The organism is Sinomonas halotolerans (genome assembly GCF_039615075.1).
GTDB lineage: Bacteria > Actinomycetota > Actinomycetes > Actinomycetales > Micrococcaceae > Sinomonas > Sinomonas halotolerans.
The window spans coordinates 184,089-202,785 of record NZ_JBDFRB010000001.1; the positions used below are offsets into that span (position 1 = coordinate 184,089).

General features: G+C 73.0%; 19 protein-coding genes and 1 riboswitch. Of the genes, 14 read left to right on the top strand and 5 right to left on the bottom strand.

The window, feature by feature from the left end; translation table 11 throughout:
• The first annotated feature begins 1 nt into the window (after position 1).
• The 3 genes from gatB to ABCQ75_RS00785 all read left to right on the top strand — a co-directional run bounded on the left by gatB (position 2) and on the right by ABCQ75_RS00785 (position 2,752).
• Entirely contained in the window at positions 2 to 1,513 is a 1,512-nt protein-coding gene (gatB, locus tag ABCQ75_RS00775; protein WP_345882491.1) for an Asp-tRNA(Asn)/Glu-tRNA(Gln) amidotransferase subunit GatB, read from the top strand.
• An 82-nt stretch (positions 1,514 to 1,595) separates the two neighbouring features.
• The gene (locus ABCQ75_RS00780) at positions 1,596 to 1,979 is read left to right on the top strand and encodes a VOC family protein (protein ID WP_345882492.1); all 384 of its coding nucleotides are present in this window, start codon (positions 1,596 to 1,598) and stop codon (positions 1,977 to 1,979) included.
• A 116-nt stretch (positions 1,980 to 2,095) separates the two neighbouring features.
• Complete coding sequence (locus ABCQ75_RS00785; protein WP_345882493.1) at positions 2,096 to 2,752, top strand: DM13 domain-containing protein; 657 nt, start codon at positions 2,096 to 2,098, stop codon at positions 2,750 to 2,752.
• A gap of 3 nt (positions 2,753 to 2,755) precedes the next feature.
• Here the strand turns inward: ABCQ75_RS00785 and ABCQ75_RS00790 are convergent, their stop codons facing one another.
• Entirely contained in the window at positions 2,756 to 3,712 is a 957-nt protein-coding gene (locus ABCQ75_RS00790) for a LysR family transcriptional regulator (RefSeq protein WP_345882494.1), read from the bottom strand.
• A gap of 82 nt (positions 3,713 to 3,794) precedes the next feature.
• On the opposite strand from ABCQ75_RS00790, the gene tdh reads away from it, so the two are divergent.
• The 5 genes from tdh to ABCQ75_RS00815 all read left to right on the top strand — a co-directional run bounded on the left by tdh (position 3,795) and on the right by ABCQ75_RS00815 (position 9,554).
• Entirely contained in the window at positions 3,795 to 4,841 is a 1,047-nt protein-coding gene (tdh, locus tag ABCQ75_RS00795; RefSeq protein WP_345882496.1) for an L-threonine 3-dehydrogenase, read from the top strand.
• Between the two features lie 37 nt (positions 4,842 to 4,878).
• The gene (locus tag ABCQ75_RS00800) at positions 4,879 to 6,132 is read left to right on the top strand and encodes a glycine C-acetyltransferase (RefSeq protein ID WP_345882497.1); all 1,254 of its coding nucleotides are present in this window, start codon (positions 4,879 to 4,881) and stop codon (positions 6,130 to 6,132) included.
• A gap of 10 nt (positions 6,133 to 6,142) precedes the next feature.
• Positions 6,143 to 7,285: an NAD(P)/FAD-dependent oxidoreductase gene (locus tag ABCQ75_RS00805; RefSeq protein WP_345882498.1), complete on the top strand. Its 1,143-nt coding sequence runs from the start codon at positions 6,143 to 6,145 to the stop codon at positions 7,283 to 7,285.
• Positions 7,286 to 7,296: 11 nt separating this feature from the next.
• Positions 7,297 to 8,550 (top strand): imidazolonepropionase, encoded by a 1,254-nt coding sequence (hutI, locus tag ABCQ75_RS00810; protein ID WP_345882499.1) that lies wholly within the window; start codon positions 7,297 to 7,299, stop codon positions 8,548 to 8,550.
• 194 nt (positions 8,551 to 8,744) lie between these two features.
• Positions 8,745 to 9,554 (top strand): CPBP family intramembrane glutamic endopeptidase, encoded by an 810-nt coding sequence (locus ABCQ75_RS00815; protein WP_345882500.1) that lies wholly within the window; start codon positions 8,745 to 8,747, stop codon positions 9,552 to 9,554.
• Between the two features lie 125 nt (positions 9,555 to 9,679).
• On the opposite strand, the gene ABCQ75_RS00820 is transcribed toward ABCQ75_RS00815, so the two are convergent.
• The gene (locus ABCQ75_RS00820) at positions 9,680 to 10,318 is read right to left on the bottom strand and encodes a VOC family protein (protein ID WP_345882918.1); all 639 of its coding nucleotides are present in this window, start codon (positions 10,316 to 10,318) and stop codon (positions 9,680 to 9,682) included.
• A 219-nt stretch (positions 10,319 to 10,537) separates the two neighbouring features.
• Positions 10,538 to 10,822, bottom strand: a complete 285-nt coding sequence (locus ABCQ75_RS00825) for a hypothetical protein (protein WP_345882501.1) — start codon at positions 10,820 to 10,822, stop codon at positions 10,538 to 10,540.
• A 389-nt stretch (positions 10,823 to 11,211) separates the two neighbouring features.
• Here ABCQ75_RS00825 and ABCQ75_RS00830 point away from each other — a divergent pair, with 389 nt between their 5' ends.
• From ABCQ75_RS00830 to metX, 4 genes are all read left to right on the top strand, one after another.
• Positions 11,212 to 11,499, top strand: coding sequence for a type II toxin-antitoxin system Y4mF family antitoxin (locus tag ABCQ75_RS00830; RefSeq protein ID WP_345882502.1), 288 nt, complete (start codon positions 11,212 to 11,214; stop codon positions 11,497 to 11,499).
• On the top strand, positions 11,496 to 12,758 hold the full coding sequence (locus ABCQ75_RS00835; protein ID WP_345882503.1) for a type II toxin-antitoxin system HipA family toxin: 1,263 nt from the start codon (positions 11,496 to 11,498) through the stop codon (positions 12,756 to 12,758). Before ABCQ75_RS00830 ends, ABCQ75_RS00835 begins: the two co-directional genes overlap by 4 nt.
• A 127-nt stretch (positions 12,759 to 12,885) precedes the next feature.
• Positions 12,886 to 12,998, top strand: a riboswitch (SAM riboswitch).
• Between the two features lie 14 nt (positions 12,999 to 13,012).
• Positions 13,013 to 14,413 carry a bifunctional o-acetylhomoserine/o-acetylserine sulfhydrylase gene (locus ABCQ75_RS00840; protein WP_345882504.1) on the top strand — a complete coding sequence of 467 codons (1,401 nt, stop codon included), beginning with the start codon at positions 13,013 to 13,015 and terminating at the stop codon, positions 14,411 to 14,413.
• Positions 14,414 to 14,436: 23 nt separating this feature from the next.
• Complete coding sequence (gene metX / locus ABCQ75_RS00845) at positions 14,437 to 15,564, top strand: homoserine O-acetyltransferase MetX (RefSeq protein ID WP_345882919.1); 1,128 nt, start codon at positions 14,437 to 14,439, stop codon at positions 15,562 to 15,564.
• 76 nt (positions 15,565 to 15,640) lie between these two features.
• Here metX and ABCQ75_RS00850 read toward each other — a convergent pair whose 3' ends face one another.
• Positions 15,641 to 16,483, bottom strand: a complete 843-nt coding sequence (locus tag ABCQ75_RS00850; RefSeq protein WP_345882505.1) for an SGNH/GDSL hydrolase family protein — start codon at positions 16,481 to 16,483, stop codon at positions 15,641 to 15,643.
• Positions 16,484 to 16,561: 78 nt separating this feature from the next.
• Here ABCQ75_RS00850 and ABCQ75_RS00855 point away from each other — a divergent pair, with 78 nt between their 5' ends.
• Positions 16,562 to 17,296 carry an alpha/beta hydrolase gene (locus ABCQ75_RS00855; protein WP_345882506.1) on the top strand — a complete coding sequence of 245 codons (735 nt, stop codon included), beginning with the start codon at positions 16,562 to 16,564 and terminating at the stop codon, positions 17,294 to 17,296.
• A gap of 66 nt (positions 17,297 to 17,362) precedes the next feature.
• Here ABCQ75_RS00855 and ABCQ75_RS00860 read toward each other — a convergent pair whose 3' ends face one another.
• Complete coding sequence (locus tag ABCQ75_RS00860; RefSeq protein ID WP_345882507.1) at positions 17,363 to 17,623, bottom strand: RNA-binding S4 domain-containing protein; 261 nt, start codon at positions 17,621 to 17,623, stop codon at positions 17,363 to 17,365.
• A 22-nt stretch (positions 17,624 to 17,645) separates the two neighbouring features.
• Here ABCQ75_RS00860 and ABCQ75_RS00865 point away from each other — a divergent pair, with 22 nt between their 5' ends.
• Entirely contained in the window at positions 17,646 to 18,668 is a 1,023-nt protein-coding gene (locus tag ABCQ75_RS00865) for a DMT family transporter (RefSeq protein WP_345882508.1), read from the top strand.
• Positions 18,669 to 18,697 lie beyond the last annotated feature (29 nt).

Consider the following 18,697-nt stretch of genomic DNA (forward strand, 5'->3'; position numbering starts at 1 on the left):
GATGGCTTCCACTGACGAGATCCTGACCTTCGAGACGGCCATGGAGCGCTTCGACCCGGTCCTCGGCTTCGAGGTCCACGTCGAGCTCAACACCAAGACGAAGATGTTCTCCTCGGCACCGAACGCGTTCGGCGACGACCCGAACACGAACGTCAACGAGGTGGACCTCGGCATGCCCGGCGTCCTGCCAGTCGTGAACAAGGCGGCCGTGGAGTCGAGCATCAAGATCGGCCTGGCCCTCAACTGCCAGATCGCCGAGTCCTGCCGCTTCGCCCGGAAGAACTACTTCTACCCAGACACGCCGAAGAACTTCCAGACGTCCCAGTACGACGAGCCGATCGCGTTCGACGGCTGGATCGACATCGAGCTCGAGGACGGGACGGTGTTCCGGGTCGAGATCGAGCGCGCGCACATGGAGGAGGACGCCGGCAAGCTCACCCACATGGGAGGCGCGACCGGCCGCATCCAGGGCGCCGACTACTCGCTCGTGGACTACAACCGCGCTGGCGTCCCGCTCGTCGAGATCGTCACGAAGCCGATCGTCGGCGCCGGCTCCCGGGCGCCTGAGCTGGCCCGCGCGTACGTCTCGGCGATCCGCGAGATCGTGAAGAACCTCGGCGTCTCGGACGCGCGCATGGAGCGCGGCAACGTCCGCTGCGACGCGAACGTCTCGCTCATGCCGAAGGGCACCACGACGTTCGGCACGCGCTCGGAGACGAAGAACGTCAACTCGCTGCGCAGTGTCGAGCATGCCGTGCGCTTCGAGATCCAGCGCCACGCAGCCGTCCTCTCGGCGGGGGAGAAGGTCACGCAGGAGACGCGCCACTGGCACGAGGACACGCGCACGACGACGGCCGGCCGCCCCAAGAGCGACGCCGACGACTACCGCTACTTCCCGGAGCCGGACCTCGTCCCGGTGGTCCCGAGCCGCGAGTGGGTCGAGGAACTGCGCGCGACCCTCCCCGAGCCGCCGGCAGAGCGCCGCAAGCGGCTCAAGGAGGCCTGGGGCTACGCCGACGCCGAGTTCCGCGACGTGGTCAATGCCGGCGTCATGGACGCGATCGAGGAGACCATTGCCGCGGGCGCGTCCCCGCAGGCGGCGCGCAAGTGGTGGATGGGCGAGATCGTGGGCCGCGCCAAGACGGCCGACGTCGACCCGGCCGAGCTCGGCGTCACGCCGGCTGCGATCGTCGAGCTCAACGGGCTCGTCGAGGGCGGCAAGCTCAACAACAGGATGGCCGGCCAGGTGCTCGACGGCGTGGTCGCCGGCGAGGGCACCCCGACCGAGGTCATGGAGGCCCGCGGCCTCGTGCTCGTCTCCGACGACGGTCCCCTCCTCGAGGCCATCGACGCCGCCCTCGCCGCCCAGCCCGACGTCGCGGACAAGATCCGCGGCGGCAAGGTCCAGGCCGTCGGCGCGATCGTGGGCGGGGTCATGAAGGCCACGCGCGGGCAGGCCGACGCCGGCCGCGTCCGCGAGCTCATCCTCGAGAGGCTCGGCGTCAGCGCCTAGCAGCGCCCGCGCACGACGGCGCCTCCTCCTTTCGGGTCTTCGGAACCTTCTGGCGGGGGCGCCGCGTGCGTATTCTGGCGCCGTGACCGCCTCATCGAGCCCCCTCATCCAGTACCACGCGACCGTCCTCGGGAGCCCGGACCCGCAGGCCGCGGTGAGGTTCTACGCGAATCTCCTCGGCTGGGAGATCGGCAATGACGAGCGGGACTGGTGCACCCTGCGCAACCCGGCCGGCGGGCCGGGCCTGTCCTTCCAGCTCGAGGAGGACTTCGCGAGGCCTGCTTGGCCGGAGCAGCCGGGGGAGCAGCAGATGATGATGCACCTCGACCTCCTCGTCGGGGACCTCGGGAAGGCTGCCGCCCACGCAGAGTCCTGCGGGGCGGAGCGGGCCGCCCACCAGCCGCAGGACGACGTCCTCGTGTTCACCGACCCGGACGGCCACCCGTTCTGCCTGTTCGAGAAGTGAGCCTGCTCGGGCACCACGGGCGTGCCGAAGGAGTCCGGCGAGGCCCGGGATTCCAGGCACGCGATCGGAGGTGCCCAGCTGGAGACACCGCCTTGCCCGCGCCCTACCCTTGAGGCATGGACGTCGCAGCATCGCTGCGCCATGCAGTCCGGAGGCACCCCGTGCTGAGCGCCACGGCAGGAATCGTGGCGGCCGCAGCCTTGGCCATTGCGCTGTACCTCTTCCAGCCGTGGCGGCTCTTCACGAGTTCGACGCTCGTCGAGGCAGTGCCCACAGCCACCGCGCCGGCCACCCCGCCTGCCGCGGACGCCCCCACCGGCGGGCCGACCACTGCGTCGTCTGGCAAGGCCCCGGCCACCTCCGCCCCGCCCGCGGCCACCTCTGTCCCGTCCCCGGCCACCTCCGCCCCGCCCGCGGGCCCGCGGGTCCTCGCCCGGGGCCAGGTCATCAGCCACGAGCACCCGAGCTCGGGAACGGCCATCATCCTCGAGCTGCAGGACGGCTCCCGGATCCTGCGCTTCGAGGGCCTCGACACGTCAGACGGCCCGGACCTGCGCGTCTGGCTCACGGATGCGCCCGTCATCGAGGGCCCCGCGGGCTGGCACGTGTTCGACGACGGGCGGTACCTGGATCTGGGCGAGCTCAAGGCCAACAAGGGCGACCAGAACTATGCGATCCCCGCCGAAGCGGATCTGGGCGATCTCACGTCGGTCTCGGTGTGGTGCCGGCGCTTCGCGGTGTCGTTCGGCGCGGCATCGCTCGCGGCGGCGTAGGGTTCAGCGCCCCTCGGCCTCGGCCACGAGCTCGCCCACGAGCGCCCGGAGCGCTTCTGCGACCATGCGGACCGAGCGGCGCCTGGCGTTCTCGGGCCGCACGAGCAGGTCGATGCTGCGGTGGGTCGCGATGCCCGAGAGAGGCCGCAGCACCACCCCCGCGGGCAGTCCGATCGCCGCGGTATACCGGGGGAGCAGGCCCAGGACGCCCCCGCCGGCCACGATCGCGGCCACGGTCGAGTAGTCGTTGACCCGGTGCGCCACCTCGGGTGCGAGGCTCGCCACCGCCCCGATCGCAGCGAGGACGTCCGCGGGCGAATACCCCGCCCGGCTCGAGACCCAGCGCTCGCCCGCGACGTCCTGCGGGGCGAGCGCGCCCTGGGCGGCGAGCGGGTGACTGGCCGGGAGGGCCACATCGAAGGGCTCGCGGACGAGGGGGACCACCTCGAGGCGGTCCGCCGGCCAGCCTTCGCTGTGCGCCATGCGATGGGCCAGGACGATGTCGTACCTTCCGGTGAGCGCCGGGAAGCCGTGCTGCGGCACGTCCTCGTCCGCGAGCCGCAGCCGGGGCACGCGGGGTGCGGGCCCGGCGTCGTGCGCGCCAGCCACCTCCTCCTGCGCGAGCCGAGCAGCGAGGCGGCCGAAGAGCGCCTGCGCGGCGGAGTGGAAGGCGCTCACGCTCACCGTGCCGGCGGGGTCCTCGTGGTAGGCGCCGATCGCCGCGCGCGCGTCCGCCATGGCGCGCACGACGGCGCCGCCCGCCTCCGCGAGCACCCTCCCCGCATCGGTGAGCACGAGGGTGCGGCCCTCCTTGCGCGTGAGCGGCACCCCAGCGCTGCGGGCGAGGAGCGCGAGCTGCTGGGAGACGGCCGAGGGGGTGACCATGAGCTCGTCGGCCACCGCCTTGACGCTTCCGAGCTCCCCGAGCTCGCGGAGGATCTGCAGCTGCCGGACATCCATGCCCCAAGGATAAGCAGAAGCTAAACCATCTGTTGAGAAGGAAGCGGTTGTTCTAAGCCGTCGGCTGGCCTTGAATGGGCTCATGAAAGCCCTCTACAAGCCCGCCCCCGGCGCCGGCTTCGAGTTCACCGAGCGTCCTGAGCCGGAGGCCGGGCCCGCCGAGGTCAAGATCCGCGTCCTCGCCGCCGGCATCTGCGGGACGGACCTCCACCTGCAGTCCTGGGACGCCTCTGCACAGGCCATGGCCAGTGCGCCGTTCATCCCCGGCCACGAGTTCTTCGGCGAAGTGGTCGAGGTGGGCGAGGACGTCCGGGACGTCAGGGTCGGCGACCGCGTCTCGGGCGAGGGCCACGTCGTGTGCGGCGTGTGCCGCAACTGCCGCGCGGGGCGCCGCCAGATGTGCATCCACACCGTGAGCGTGGGCATCCAGCGGGACGGGGCGTTCGCCGAGTACGTCGTGATCCCGGAGACCAACGTCTGGGTGCACCGCGACCCGTCCATCACCCCCGAGCTCGGCGCGGTCTTCGACCCCTTCGGCAACGCCGTCCACACGGCCCTGAGCTTCCCGCTCGTGGGCGAGGACGTCCTCATCACCGGGGCTGGGCCGATCGGCCTCATGGCCATCTCGGTGGCCCGCCACGCCGGCGCCCGCAAGATCGCGATCACGGACGTCTCCGCCCCGCGCCTCGCCCTCGCGCGGCTCATGGGCGCGGACCTCGCCGTGGACGTCTCCACCATGACCCTCGAGGACGCCCAGCGGGAGCTGGGCATGGTGGAGGGCTTCGACGTGGGGTTCGAGATGTCCGGGCGGCCCTCGGCACTGCAGGGGATGATCGAGAACATGAACCACGGCGGCCGGATCGCCATGCTCGGCCTGCCGGCCGGGCCCGCGGAGATCGACTGGGGCAAGGTGGTCACGCACATGCTCACCCTCAAGGGGATCTACGGCCGCGAGATGTACGAGACCTGGTACGCGATGAGCGCCATGCTGTCCTCCAACCCCGTGCTCCGGCGCAACATCGCCGCAGTGGTCACGGACGTCCTCCCGGCCGCGCGCTGGGAGGAGGGTTTCGAGACCGCCCGGTCCGGCAGGGGCGGCAAAGTGGTGCTGGACTGGTCGGGCGTCTGAGCCGGGTCCGGGAGAACGCGAGAAGAGGAGACACAGGATGTTCACGACAGTCAGGGACCAGCTCGCCGCAGAGCTCGCCGAGATCCGCGCCGCGGGGACGTTCAAGGAGGAGCGCCACATCGACTCGCCGCAGTCGGCGCACATCCAGGCCGGCCCGCTCGGGCAGCCGGCGGGGGAGGTGCTGAACTTCTGCGCCAACAACTACCTCGGCCTCGCCGACCACCCCGACCTCATCGCCGAGGCCAAGCGCGCCCTCGACGAGCGCGGCTTCGGCATGGCGTCCGTCCGGTTCATCTGCGGCACCCAGGACGCCCACCTCGAGCTCGAGGCCCGCGTCTCGCAGTTCCTCGGCACCGAGGACACCATCCTCTTCGGAAGCTGCTTCGACGCCAACGGCGGGGTGTTCGAGGCGATCCTCGGGCCGCAGGACGCGGTCATCTCCGACGCGCTCAACCACGCCTCGATCATCGACGGCATCCGCCTGTGCAAGGCCGCCCGCCTGCGGTACGCGAACCGGGACATGGGCGAGCTCGAGGCGCGCCTGCAGGAGGCCGCGGCGATGCACGACGGCGCCGGCGCACGCCGGGTGCTCATCGTCACCGACGGCGTGTTCTCGATGGACGGCTACCTCGCCCCGCTGGACGAGATCTGCGGCCTCGCCGAGAAGTACGGCGCGATGGTCATGGTGGACGACTCCCACGCGGTCGGCTTCATGGGCGCCACCGGGGCGGGGACCCCTGAGCACGCGGGCGTGTCCGACCGCGTGGACGTCTACACGGGCACGTTCGGCAAGGCCCTCGGCGGCGCCTCCGGCGGGTACGTCTCGGGCCGCGCCGAGATCGTGGCGCTCCTGCGCCAGAAGGCCCGCCCGTACCTCTTCTCCAACTCGGTGGCCCCGGCGATCGTCGCCGCGACCCTGCGTGCGCTCGACCTCGTGGCCGGGTCCGGCGAGCTCCGCGCCCGGCTCTTCGAGAACGCCGCGCTGTTCCGGCGCCGCATGGGCGAGGAGGGGTTCGAACTGCTGCCCGGCGAGCACGCGATCGTGCCGGTGATGTTCGGGGACGCAGCGCTCGCGGGCCGCATCGCCGCCGGGATGCTCGCCCACGGCGTGTACGTCACGGCGTTCTCGTACCCCGTGGTGCCCAAGGGCCAGGCGCGCATCCGCGTCCAGCTCTCGGCAGCGCACACGCCGGACGACGTCGAGGCGGCCGTCCGCGCGTTCGTCGCCGCGCGCGAGGCTGTCTCCGCCGGCGGACCGGCTGACCACGAAACGGCGGCCCGCGCGGAGTAGGGTGGCGCTCATGACGGGCACCAACAGCTACGGAAGCGCCAACGATGTCGACGTCCTGATTGTGGGAGGCGGGATCGCGGGCCTCTCGCTCGCGGCCGAGCTCGCGGGCCGGTGCCGCGTTGCCCTCGTCGAGGCCGAGCCGTCCCTTGCCTACCACACGTCCGCGCGCTCGGCCCAGCAGCTCATCCCGAGCTACGGACCCGCGCCGGTCCAGGAGCTCACGCGGCGCACGCTCGCCCGGCTCGCCGCGGTCCAGGAAGAGGCGCACGACGCCGTCGGGCGGCTCGCGTGGCCCAGCCGCTTCATGCTCGTGGGCACTGAGGCGGAGGTGGCCGAGGAATCCCACGCGGGGATGCAGCGCCTCGACGTCGGCCAGGCCCGGGCCCTCGTCCCCGTCCTGAGGGAAGGCGCCTTCGAGGCCGCTGCCCTGGACACCGATTCCGTCCGCACCGACGCTACGGCCCTCCTCGCCCACCACGAGCGGACCGCCCGGGCCGGCGGGGTCGCGGTCCATGTGGGCAGCCCGGTCCACACGGCCCAGCGCGTCGGCGAGGGCTGGCTCGTGGGCGCTGGCGCCGAGGGCTTCCACGCGGCGAACGTGGTCAACGCCGCGGGAGCCTGGGCGGACGACCTCGCGGTGCTCTTCGGCGTCGAGCGCCTGGGCCTCCAGCCGTACCGGCGCACGGCCGCCCTCGTGTCCCTCGCGCGCCCGCTCGACCCGGACACGCCCATGGTCGCCGCGGCGGACGGGACCTGGTACTTCCGCCCGGACGCTGCGGGCGCGCTCGTCTCGCCGTCGGAGGCCGAGCCGTCCCGCGCCGAGGACGCTGTGCCCCGGCCGGGGGACATCGAGCGGACGCTGACGCTCATCCGCAGCGTCGCCGACTTGGAGGTGACCGGCGTCGTGAAGGCCTGGACCGGGCTGCGCACCTCGCCGAAGGACGGCCTGCCGGTGCTCGGGTTCGACCCCGAGGCCCCCGGATTCTTCTGGCTCGCCGGACAGGGCGGGTACGGGTTCCAGACCTCCTCGGCGATGGCCGAGGAGGCGGCGGGGCAGCTCCTCGCCGGCCGCGACGCGCTGCGCGCCGGGACACATCCGGTATCCGAGACAGCGCGGGCGCTGGACCCGCACCGGCTGTCCGTGCGGCAGTAGACGATAGCTGCATGACCCTCCTCATCGACAACATCGGCGAGCTGTCCACCCAGCACCTCACGGAGGAGCCGGACGCCACGGCCCTGTCCGCACGCGGTGACGCCGCGGGCGTGCTCCGGGACGCCGCCGTCGTGCTCGAGGGCGAGCGGATCGCCTGGGTGGGGCCGTCGTCGTCCGCCCCCGCCGCCGACGAGCGCTACGACGCGGCCGGCCGTGCCGTGCTGCCCGGCTGGGTCGACTCGCACTCCCACCTCGTCTTCGCCGGGGACCGCACCGCCGAGTTCGAGGCCCGCATGGCCGGCCAGGCATATGCGGCCGGCGGCATCGGCGTCACGATGGGTGCCACCCGGGCGGCGTCCGACGACGAGCTGCGGCGCCTGCTCGGCGCACGCGTCGCGGAGGCGGTCGCCGGGGGGACGACCTACCTCGAGACGAAGACCGGCTACGGCCTCGATGTGGAGAACGAGGTGCGCAGCGCCGTCCTCGCCGGCGAGTCCGTGGACGAGGTCACGTACCTCGGGGCGCACCTCGTGCCGGGGGGCGCCGATGCCGAGGAGTACACCGACCTCGTGTGCGGGCCCATGCTCGAGGCCGTGCTGCCGCACGTGCGCTGGGCCGACGTGTTCTGTGAGGCAGGGGCCTTCACCGAGGAGCAGTCGCGTCGCGTCCTCGAGGCCTGCCGCGCGGCCGGGCTCGGCCTGCGGGTGCACGGCAACCAGCTCGGGCCCGGCGCCGGGGTGCGCCTCGCGGCCGAGTTCGGGGCAGCGAGCGTGGACCACGTGAACTTCCTCGACGACGCCGACGTCGCGGCACTCGCGGCGACCTGGGCGTCATGGGCCGGCCCCGGGTCCGCGGAGGGGGCGGGGACCGTCGCGACCGTCCTGCCCGCGTGCGACCTCTCGACCCGCGCGCCCCTCGCGCCCGCCCGGCGCCTCCTCGACGCGGGGGTCCAGATCGCCATCGCGTCCAACTGCAACCCCGGCACGAGCTACACGAGCTCCGTGGGCTTCTGCGTCACGACCGCCGTCCTGCAGATGGGCCTGTCCGTGCAGGAGGCCGTCCGCGCCGCGACCTTCGGCGGCGCGCTCGCGCTGCGCCGGCATGTGGGCCAGGACGCGGACGGGAAGCGCGCGGTGGGCTCGATCGCCGTCGGGCACCGCGCCGACCTGCACATGCTCGACGCGCCCTCGGCCACCCACCTCGCGTACCGCCCGGGGATGCCGCTCACCCACGCCGTGTGGCGGGCGGGGCGCCGCGTCCGCTGACCATTGCGGGGTCGCGTCCCTCTCGTTGCGGGGTCGCGTCCCTCTCGTTGCGGGGTCGCGTCCCTCTCGTTGTGGGGTCGCGTCCCTCTCGTTGTGGGGTCCCGTCCCTCTCGTTGTGGGGTCCCGTCCCTCTCGTTGCGGGGTCGCGTCCCTCTCGTTGCGGGGCCCGCACCGCGGCAGGGGAGAATGGGCGCATGCCGGAAGCACCCGCCGTCGTCCGTTCCACCTCGCGCGCGAGATGGCGCGCCCAGCTGCTCATCGTCCTGGGGCTGTCGCTCGGGCAGTCCGCCGTGTACTCAGTGGTGCAGCTTCTCGACAAGGCCACCCGCGCGCCCCTGGCCGAGGGCACCAGCACGCTCAACCGCTCGCTCAGCTCGCGCGAGTACTTCGACCTCGCGTACCAGCTCCTGGACATCCTCTTCGCCCTCGTGCCGGTCGCGCTCGTGCTCTACTTCGTCTGGGACACGGTGGCGCGGCAGGTGGCGCCCGGCGGGGCGGCGCTCCCATGGACGACGCCGTTCACCCGCCTCGGCCTCGACGCCGCGCGGCCGGCGCGGGATGGGTTGTGGGGCGTGGGGCTGTTCCTCGCGATCGGGATACCGTCGCTCGGGCTCTACTGGGCGGGCCGTGCCCTCGGGATCACGACCGCGATCATACCCAGCGCCCTCGACGCGCACTGGTGGACCGTGCCCGTCCTCGTCCTCTCGGCCTTGCGCCACGCGGTGCTCGAGGAGGTGATCGTGGTTGCGTTCCTGCTGGGCTGGCTGCGGCGGCTGGGGTGGGGGCCTGCGGCCGCCGTCGCCGCGAGCGCAGTGCTGCGCGGGAGCTACCACCTGTACCAGGGGATCGGGCCGTTCGTGGGGAACGTGGTGATGGGGATCGTGTTCGCGCTCGTGTACCGGAAGTACGGGCGCGTCATGCCGCTCGTCATCGCTCACGCCCTCTTGGACATCGTCGCGTTCGTGGGCTTCAGCCTGGCGGGACGGGCGATGGGCCTCGGGTAGGGGACGGGACCCCGCAGCGAAGGGGACGGGACCCCGCAGCGAAGGGGACGGGACCCCGCAGCGAAGGGGACGGGACCCCTCAACGCTGTGGGGTCCCGTCCCGGCGGTTGTGGGGTCCCTGGCGCTCAGATGGTGACGAGGCCGTTCGCGGTCTCGAAGGTGACGCTCATGATGCCCGGCGTGCCCTTCGGGGCGATCCACTCGACGTCGACGTCCTCGAGCGGCTTCTCGACCGGCTCGCCGAGCCACTCGGTCACACGCTCCGCGGAGCCCGCGATCGTCAGCTTGCTCACCTTGACCGTGCCCGGGTACGCGTTCGAGGGGTGGAGGGACGGGTCGCCCTCCCACTTGAGCATGTACGGGACCTGCGGGTCGGCGATGAGCCCGAGGATGCCGATCTGCTTCCAGACGAGCTCGCGCCCGTCGGGGAACTTGCGGTTGCCGGGGACGGCCTGGCGTCCGAGGCGCTCCTCGAACGGCGCAAGGTCCTGGACCTCGACGCACCAGCCCATCCAGCCGCCGCCCGCAGCGCTGCGGGCGCGCACGGCCTGGCCGAACGGCGCCTTGTCCGACGCCGGGTGGTCCAGCACCTCGACGACCTCCAGATAGTGGTGGTCCGTGAGGGGGATGATCATGTTGCGGGTGCCGAAGCGCGGGTGGACCCCGCCCTTGACTGCCTCGACCCCGAGCGCGTTGGCGATCCGCTCCGTGGTGGCCATGAGGCCGTCTCCGTCGCAGGCATAAGAAACGTGGTCCATACGCATGTGAGTCATGGTGCCACTTTGTGACCGGCACCTCAGCTTAGGGTTGCCTTACCTGGGGTGCAGGCGGGGCGGGCGGCCGTCGGGGGATCCCGAAGCCGTCGCCGGGCGGGCCCGCGACTGGTGGTGCGCAGCCCGGCCCCGTCCCGGAGGAGGGGCCCGCGGGCCGGTCCTCTCGAGGATCGAGGCCGCGCTGCGGCCAGGCGATGAGCTCGCCTCGGTTCACGGGCACGTGTCCGGGGCGCCCTGGCTCTTCGGCGGGTTCGTCGTGCAGGCGGACTGCAGGTCCTGCGGCTCGGGGCTCGTGTTCGTCGTGTTGCCCTGCGTCTCGGTCGTGGACGTGGAGCCGACTCCGGCCTGGTTCTTGCCCGGACCCGTGAAGGTCGTGCAGGTGACGGTGCCCTTGTCCTTCGTACAGTTGTCGGGCAGCGGCGCCGCCAGGACCGGCCCGGCCGAGGCGCCGAGCAGAAGGGCTGCGAGCGAGAGCGAAGCGAGTGTCTTGCGCATTGTTCTGGTCTTCCTTGAGTGGAAGCGGTGCTCTTTGGCCCGAGCCCAAAGAAGAGCTCCCCCGGGCGGCTCCCGCCACGGGAGCCAGGCCGCCGCCGCGTCCTCCCCATGCTCGCCGGCGGCCGCTGGTGCGGCACCGCAGCCGGAGCGCGGGCTCCTTGATCGCCGGCCTCGAACTGCGGGATACATGGTAGAACCCACCGCGCAGCTCCTCCAGACGGAGCGAACTCCCAATTCGGGTCTCCCGGGCGGAGGCCCCCCCGGCGCCCCTCTCGGCTCTAAGGCGGAGGCCACGGCGCGAGCCGGCGCTGTCCGGAACGAACGTTCCGATCGCGGCGCAGCGCTGTGGCTTGACTCACGCGCTCCACAGCACGAGGCTGGGAATCGGAATGAACGTGCCGACGAGCCCCCAGCGGACCTCCGCTGCCGCTTCCGCCCGAGGCGGCCACGACGCGGGCCGAGCCCTCGCCGCCGAGGTGCGGGCCCGGCGTCGTGCGCTCGGCCTGAACCAGCGCGACCTCGCCGAGCTGGCAGGGGTGAGCGAGCGGTTCGTGCGCTTCGTCGAACAGGCAAAGCCGAGCATCCAGCTCGACGCCCTCCTCGCGGTCCTCGACGCGCTCGGGCTCGGGCTCGCGGTCCGCCCGCACACGCCGCGCAGCCCGGAGAGCGCGCCGTGAGCCGCCACCGGATCGCGGACGTCTACAAGGCGGGCGTCCTCGCGGCCCGCCTCGAGCGGCATGCCGGGGGCACCCGCTTCTCCTACCTCCCGGGCTACCTCGCGGCCGGAGGGGAAGCCGTCGCGACCACGCTCCCGCTCAGCCCCCGCCCCGTGGACGCCGCCGCCGGCGCGGTGCCCCCGTTCTTCACGGGACTCCTGCCGGAGGGGCGCCGGCTCGCCTCGCTGCGCCGGGCGGTCAAGACGAGCGCCGACGACGAGCTGGGCCTCCTCATGGCAGCCGGCTCCGACCCGGTCGGGGACGTCCAGATCGTCCCGCATGGCGAGCCGCTCCCCGCGGACGGCGGTAGCCCGCCCGGCGCGGGCACCGAGCACGCCGTCGAGCTGGACCCGCGCCGGCCGCCGGATTTCGCCGCGCTCGTGGACGACCCCACCCTCGTGGACCCGAAGGCCCTCGCGGGGATCCAGGACAAGGTGAGCGCGGGCATGATCTCCGTGCCCGCCGCGGAGACCGGGCGCCGCTACATCCTCAAGCTCAACGCGCCCGAGTTCCCGCATGTGGTGGAGAACGAGCACCTCATGTACCGGTTCGCGGCGAAGCTCCGCATCCCCGTGAGCCCTGCCCGGCTCGTGCATGACGTCGCCGGGCGCGCAGGGCTGCTCGTCGAGCGCTTCGACCGGCCGCCGCAGCCGGACGGGAGCACCCTGCGCCTCGCGGTCGAGGACGGCTCGCAGCTGCTCGGGCTCTACCCGGCGGACAAGTACAACGTCTCCTACGAGGAGCTGTGCCGCGCGGTCGCCGGGCAATGCGCGGCCTGGCTGCCGGCGCTGCGCAGCCTCGCGGTTCAGGGCGCGTTCGCGTGGCTCACGGGCAACGGGGACCTGCACGCGAAGAACGTCTCCGTGGTGCGGGCGCAGGCCGGGGCGGGCGGGCCAGGCGGGCCCGTCGCGCCGGGGGAGTGGCGCGTGGCTCCCGTCTACGACATCCCCTCCACGGTCCCGTACGGGGACAGGTCACTCGCCCTGCCCCTCGGCGGCAAGCGCACCGGGATCTCGCGCCGGCACTTCCTGGGCTGGGCGGTGGAGCTGGGCCTCCCGCCTCGGGCCGCGGAGGGCGTCGTGGACCTTGCGCTCAAGGCCTCGGCCCCGCTCGTGGCGGCGCTCGGGGCGGACGACGCCGGGCCCTCGCCGTTCGCGCCCAGCGTCACCCGGGCGTGGCTCAAGGAGCTGCGCCACCGGCGGCGGCTCATGGAGGGGTAGGGCAGGGACCCCGCAAGCGTCCGGCAGGGACCCCGCAAGCGTCCGGCAGGGACCCCGCAAGCGCTGGGGGTCACAGTCGGTCACACTCTTGGCCCGCCGACGGGCCCCGCCCCTACACTCGCCAGTAGGTCATGAGCGCCAGCACGAAGCCCCGGCTTGCTGGCCGGCAACCCTCCTGATGCGGTGGGGTGCCCCGGGTGAGGACCTGGTCCGGCGAGAGCCGCCGGGCAAGCGCAGCGCGTGAGGAGCTTGCTATGTCCAGCAACCCCGAGTGGTCCTTCGAGACCCGCCAGATCCACGTCGGCCAGGCCCCGGACGCCGAGACCGGCGCCCGGGCCCTGCCGATCTACCAGACCACCTCGTTCGTCTTCCCGAGCACCGAGAGCGCGGCGAACCGCTTCGCCCTCGCAGAGCTCGCGCCCATCTACACCAGGATCGGCAACCCGACCCAGGACGCGGTCGAGCAGCGCATCGCGAGCCTCGAAGGCGGCGCTGCCGCGCTCCTGCTCTCCTCGGGGCAGGCGGCCACGACGTACTCGGTCCTCACGGTCGCCGAGGCCGGGGACCACGTCGTCGCGTCCGCGAGCCTCTACGGCGGCACATACAACCTCTTCAAGCACACCCTGAAGAAGTTCGGCATCGAGACCACGTTCGTCGAGGACCCGGACAGCATCGAGGAGTGGAAGGCGGCTGCCCGGCCCAACACCAAGGCCTTCTTCGCCGAATCCGTCTCGAACCCGCGCCAGAACGTCCTGGACATCGAGGCGGTCGCCGCCGCGGCCCACGGAGCCGGCGTCCCGCTCATCGTGGACAACACGGTGGCGACCCCGTACCTGCTGAACCCGCTCGCCCACGGCGCGGACGTCGTCGTGCACTCCGCGACGAAGTACCTCGGCGGGCACGGCTCCGCGATCGCAGGCGTGATCGTGGACGGCGGAACGTTCGACTACGCCAGGGACCCCGAGCGCTTCCCCGGCTTCAACACCCCGGACGAGAGCTACAACGGCCTCGTGTTCGCGCGCGACCTCGGCGTGGGCGGCATCCTCGGCGCGAACCTCGCCTACATCCTCAAGGCCCGCGTCCAGCTCCTCCGGGACCTCGGCTCGGCGGTCTCGCCCTTCAACGCCTTCCTCATCGCCCAGGGCCTCGAGACCCTGAGCCTGCGGGTCGAGCGCCATGTCGCCAACGCCCAGAAGGTCGCCGAATGGCTCGAGGCGCGCGACGACGTCGCCTCAGTGGCGTACGCGGGCCTCGCCTCGAGTCCGTGGCACGGGCTGGGGAAGAAGTACGCGCCGAAGGGCACGGGCGCGATCGTCTCGTTCGAGCTCGCCCCGCGCACCGGTGGCTCCGCGCCCTCGGCGGCCGCCGCGGCCGACGCCGGCAGGGCATTCGTGGACGCGCTCGCCCTGCACTCGCACGTGGCGAACATCGGCGACGTGCGCTCGCTCGTCATCCACCCGGCCTCGACCACGCACGCACAGCTGACCGAGGAGCAGCAGCGCGCGGCGGGCGTGACCCCGGGCCTCGTGCGCCTCGCGGTCGGGATCGAGAACATCGCGGACATCCTCGCGGACCTCGAGGCCGGGTTCGCTGCAGCAGCAGCTGTCGCCGGCGCCGCCCAGGCCGCCGAGCCCGCTGCGGAGCCGGTCGCGTGACCGTCGTCGACCGTTCCGCCCAGATGGCCGCGGCCCCCGGCAGGACGACTGCTGAGCGCGCCGAGGACGGCGTGCTGCGCACGCTCGCCGTCGGCGCGCTCCAGCTCGAGGCGGGCGGCGCGCTCCCCGAGGTCGAGCTCGCGTACGAGACATGGGGGGCCCTCAACGCGGACGCGTCGAACGCCGTCCTCATCCAGCATGCGCTCACGGGCGACACGCACGTGGCCCAGGGTGCCGGCGACGAGCCGGGCTGGTGGGACGCTCTCGTGGGCCCCGGCAGGCCCGTGGACACCGAGAAGTACTTCGTGGTCGCGGCGAACATGCTCGGCGGGTGCTACGGGAGCACCGGGCCGTCCAGCCTCGACCCGGACGGGACCCCGTGGGGCTCGCGGTTCCCCTTCGTCACGATCCGGGACTCCGTGCGGGCCGAGGCACGGCTTGCAGACCGCCTCGGGATCCGGCGCTGGCACGCCGTGCTCGGCGGCTCGATGGGCGGTGCGCGCGCGCTCGAGTGGGCCGCCACGCACCCTGACCGTGTGGCGCACGCCGTGGTCGTGGCGATCGGAGGCTACTCGACGGCCGAGCAGATCGCGCTCGCGCAGGCGCAGCTGCTCGCGATCCGCCAGGATCCCCACTTCCGGGGCGGCGACTACTACGGCGGGCCCGCCCCCGAGGCCGGTCTGGGGCTCGCGCGCCGGATCGCGCACATCTCCTACCGTTCGGAGGCCGAGCTGAACTTCCGCTTCGGCCGCCGGGGGCAGGGAGCGGAGAACCCCCTCGAGGCGCCCCACGGAGCGGGCCGGCGCGGGCGGTACCAGGTCGAGAGCTATCTGGACCACCAGGCCTCCAAGCTTGTGGGGCGGTTCGACGCGAACAGCTACATCTCCCTCACCGAGGCGCTCATGAGCCACGACGTGGGCCGCGGCCGCGGCGGCCTGCAGAGCGCCCTCGCACGCTCCAGGGCGCAGTTCTTCCTCGCCTCGGTGAACTCGGACCGCCTCTACTTCCCGGAGCAGAGCGACGAGCTCGCGCGCGCCCTCCCCGGCGAGGTGCCCGTCCACTCGATCGACGCGAAGATCGGGCATGACGGGTTCCTCACAGAGATCGGGCAGCTGGGCGCGGAACTCCGCCGCCGCGTCTTCACGCTCTGACACCTGCGGGCGATCAGGGCGCAGCTGGGCGCAGAACTCCGCCGCCGCGTCTTCACGCTCTGACGCCCCTGGCGCGCTAGCCGGCCTCGCCCGAGCCGAGGGGGGCGCCCGCGCCGAAGACGGGCTCCGCCGTCGGGCGCTTGGCGGAGATGCCGTCGCCGCTCGAGCGGTGCCGGAGCCGGCGGACCACCCACGGGACGAAGTACTCGCGCGCCCAGACGAGGTCCTCGGCGCGGGCGGCGCGCCACGAGCGGGTGCGGGCCGGTTCGGGCTGCATGGGCTCGAGGCTGTGGGGCACGTTGAGCGCCTCGAGGGCCATGATCGCGATCCTGTGGTGGCCCAGCGGGGAGAAGTGCAGCCTGTCGCTGTCCCACATGCGCGGGTCGGAGAGCTCGCGCAGCGCCCACATGTCCGCGATGACGGCGTCGTGCCGCGCCGCGACGACGCGCAGGTTCTCGTTGTAGATCGCCACTTTGCCGCGGATCGCCCCGAGCACGGGCGTGGCGCCGATGTCCGGCCCGTTGAAGAGCAGCACCGTGGCGCCGGCGTCGGCGAGGCGGCCGACGGCGTCGTCGAGCCTGAGTGCGAGGGCGTCGGGGTCGCTTCCGGGCCGCAGGAGGTCGTTCCCGCCGGCGGAGACCGAGACGAGGTCCGGACGGAGGCCGAGGGCGGGCTCGAGCTGCTCGCCGAGGATCCTGGCCATGAGCCGGCCGCGGATGGCGAGGTTGGCGTAGGCGAAGTCCTCGGTCCCGTGCGCGAGCTCCTGGGCGAGCCGGTCCGCCCAGCCGAGGTGCCGGCCGGGGTTCTCGGGGTCCGGGTCGCCGATCCCCTCGGTGAAGGAGTCTCCGAGCGCCACGTAGCGGTGCCAGGGGTGGCGCGGCCCGGCGGCCGGTGCGTTCGGTTCAGCGATGCTACCCACGGGTACATTGTGCTCCCGCGGCGTCCAACCGGGCAACGGCATATGGTTGAAGCTTCAAGTCCGTGGAACAATGGCTGCATGACTGACGCCCCGGCCGCAGACGCCCGTCCGAACCCCGCCTACCCCGCCCACTATCCCGAGCCCCACGCCGTCTGGAGCCGACCCGAGGGAGAGCGCGCCGGCACGCCGCTCCTCGTGCTCCTGCACGGCTACGGCGCCAACGAGGCAGACCTCATGGGGCTCGCGCCCTACCTCCCCGAGGATTTCACGATCGTCTCGCTGCGCGCTCCCCAGGTCCTCGCCCCGGGCGCCTACCAGTGGTTCCCGCTCATGGCCGCGCAGGACTTCTCGATGTCCGCGGTCGAGTTCGCCACGGAGTACATCCTCGAGTGGCTCGACTCGGTGCGCGCCCAGCACTCGTCCGTGACCCTGCTCGGGTTCTCCATGGGCATGGCCATGGCCACCTCGCTCGTGCGCCGGCGCCCGGGTGGCTTCGCCGCCCTCGTGGGGCTCTCCGGCTTCGCGGTCGACCCCGCCGCCGCGGGCGCAGGCGCCGCCGTGGGCGCAGACGGGGACGCCGGAGGATACCGGTTCTTCCGCGACGGCGAGCTGGACGGCACGCTGCCCATGTTCTGGGGCCGCGACCAGGCGGACCCGGTCATCACGCAGGACAAGATCGAGTACACGATGGGCTGGGTGCGCGGCCACGTGGACCTCACCAAGGTCACGTACCAGGGCATCGCGCACAGCATCTCGGGCCCGGAGATCGCCCACGTCAAGGAGTTCCTCGAGCTCAAGGTCCTCGCCCGCTGACGCGGCTCCCGGGGTGCGGGGCCCGGCACAACGGCGCGTGCCCGGCGTCGTGCTCGGCCCGCCGCCTCAGCCGCGCGGCACGAGCCGTACGCTGCGCCCGCCGAGCTCGACCACGTCCCCGGCCGCGAGCTGGCGGCCGCGGCGCTCCTCGATCTGCCCGTTGACCTTGACGAGGCCGTTGCGGATGAGGTCGGCGGCCTCGACCCCGTCCTCGACGAGGGAGGCGAGCTTGAGGGCCTGGCCGAGCCGGATGGTGCCCTCGCGGATCTCGAGGTCGTCGGGGGTGCTGCCGGTCGGGCGGGTGCCGGAGGATTCGCGAGGGGCCATGCTGCAACTCTAGGCTAGGCGGGTGAACGACCCCCTCGGGCCCGCCGGACAGGGCCCCCGCCGCGCGCCGACGCCCTCCCGGATCCCGGCCCCGCTCTGGCTCGGGGCAGCCGTCCTGGCCGGAATCGCCATCCCCGCCCAGGGCCGCATCAACGGCGCGCTCGGCCTGCGCCTCGGCGACGGGCTCGCGGCGGCGCTGACGAGCTTCGGAACCGGTCTCGTTGTGCTCGTGGCGCTCACGGCCCTCGTGCCGTCCCTGCGCGCCAGCGCGAGGGGCATCCTCCCCGCGGTGCGCGAGGGACGCATCCCGTGGTGGTACCTCGGAGCGGGCCTCCTCGGCGCGCTGTTCGTGCTCGGGCAGGCCGCCACGGTCGGCGTGCTCGGCATCGCCGTCTTCACCATCGCTGCGGTGACGGGACAGACGGTGAGCGGGCTCCTCGTGGACCGCGTGGGTTTCGCCCAGGGAAGGGTCCGCAGGATCACCGGAATGCGCGCCATCGCCACGGTGCTCACGCTCGTCTCCGTGGCCTATGCGGTGACACCCAAGCTCGGGACGGGGATCGACCCGCTCCTGCTCGCCGTCCTGGTGCTGCTGCCCTTCGCCGGCGGGTTCGGGCAGAGCTTCCAGTCCGCCATGAACGGCGCGAGCGGGACAGCCTACGGGAACCCCCTGACGGCCACGCTCGTGAACTTCGTCTCAGGCACCTCGGGGCTCGCGCTCGTGTGGGGCGTCAAGGCCGTCGTCGCAGGCCCGGCCCGGCCGCTGCCCGGGGACTTCCCCGCCGACTGGTGGTACTATCTCGGCGGCCCGCTCGGGATCGTCTTCATCGCCGCCGCGACCGTGCTCGTACGCCACCTCGGCGTGCTCCTGACGGGGCTGGGAATGATCGCGGGGCAGCTCCTGGGCTCGCTGGCCCTGGACGTCGTCGTCCCCGCGCCGGGGAGCGTCGTCGCCCTCCCCACGGTCATCGGCACGGTGGCCACCCTGGGCGCCATGGTGCTCGCGACCCTGCCCTGGAACCGCCGCCTCCTGCGCGCGCGGTGACCTCCCGGCGTCGTGCGCCGGTACCCTTG

Excerpts from the sequence above, each read along its gene's own strand:
- gatB (WP_345882491.1), top strand. The coding sequence starts at position 2 with ATGGCTTCCACTGACGAGATCCTGACCTTCGAGACGGCCATGGAGCGC.
- ABCQ75_RS00785 (WP_345882493.1), top strand. The coding sequence starts at position 2,096 with ATGGACGTCGCAGCATCGCTGCGCCATGCAGTCCGGAGGCACCCCGTG.
- ABCQ75_RS00790 (WP_345882494.1), bottom strand. The coding sequence starts at position 3,712 with ATGGATGTCCGGCAGCTGCAGATCCTCCGCGAGCTCGGGGAGCTCGGA.
- tdh (WP_345882496.1), top strand. The coding sequence starts at position 3,795 with ATGAAAGCCCTCTACAAGCCCGCCCCCGGCGCCGGCTTCGAGTTCACC.
- ABCQ75_RS00800 (WP_345882497.1), top strand. The coding sequence starts at position 4,879 with ATGTTCACGACAGTCAGGGACCAGCTCGCCGCAGAGCTCGCCGAGATC.
- ABCQ75_RS00805 (WP_345882498.1), top strand. The coding sequence starts at position 6,143 with ATGACGGGCACCAACAGCTACGGAAGCGCCAACGATGTCGACGTCCTG.
- hutI (WP_345882499.1), top strand. The coding sequence starts at position 7,297 with ATGACCCTCCTCATCGACAACATCGGCGAGCTGTCCACCCAGCACCTC.
- ABCQ75_RS00815 (WP_345882500.1), top strand. The coding sequence starts at position 8,745 with ATGCCGGAAGCACCCGCCGTCGTCCGTTCCACCTCGCGCGCGAGATGG.
- ABCQ75_RS00820 (WP_345882918.1), bottom strand. The coding sequence starts at position 10,318 with ATGCGTATGGACCACGTTTCTTATGCCTGCGACGGAGACGGCCTCATG.
- ABCQ75_RS00825 (WP_345882501.1), bottom strand. The coding sequence starts at position 10,822 with ATGCGCAAGACACTCGCTTCGCTCTCGCTCGCAGCCCTTCTGCTCGGC.
- ABCQ75_RS00830 (WP_345882502.1), top strand. The coding sequence starts at position 11,212 with ATGAACGTGCCGACGAGCCCCCAGCGGACCTCCGCTGCCGCTTCCGCC.
- ABCQ75_RS00840 (WP_345882504.1), top strand. The coding sequence starts at position 13,013 with ATGTCCAGCAACCCCGAGTGGTCCTTCGAGACCCGCCAGATCCACGTC.
- metX (WP_345882919.1), top strand. The coding sequence starts at position 14,437 with ATGGCCGCGGCCCCCGGCAGGACGACTGCTGAGCGCGCCGAGGACGGC.
- ABCQ75_RS00855 (WP_345882506.1), top strand. The coding sequence starts at position 16,562 with ATGACTGACGCCCCGGCCGCAGACGCCCGTCCGAACCCCGCCTACCCC.
- ABCQ75_RS00860 (WP_345882507.1), bottom strand. The coding sequence starts at position 17,623 with ATGGCCCCTCGCGAATCCTCCGGCACCCGCCCGACCGGCAGCACCCCC.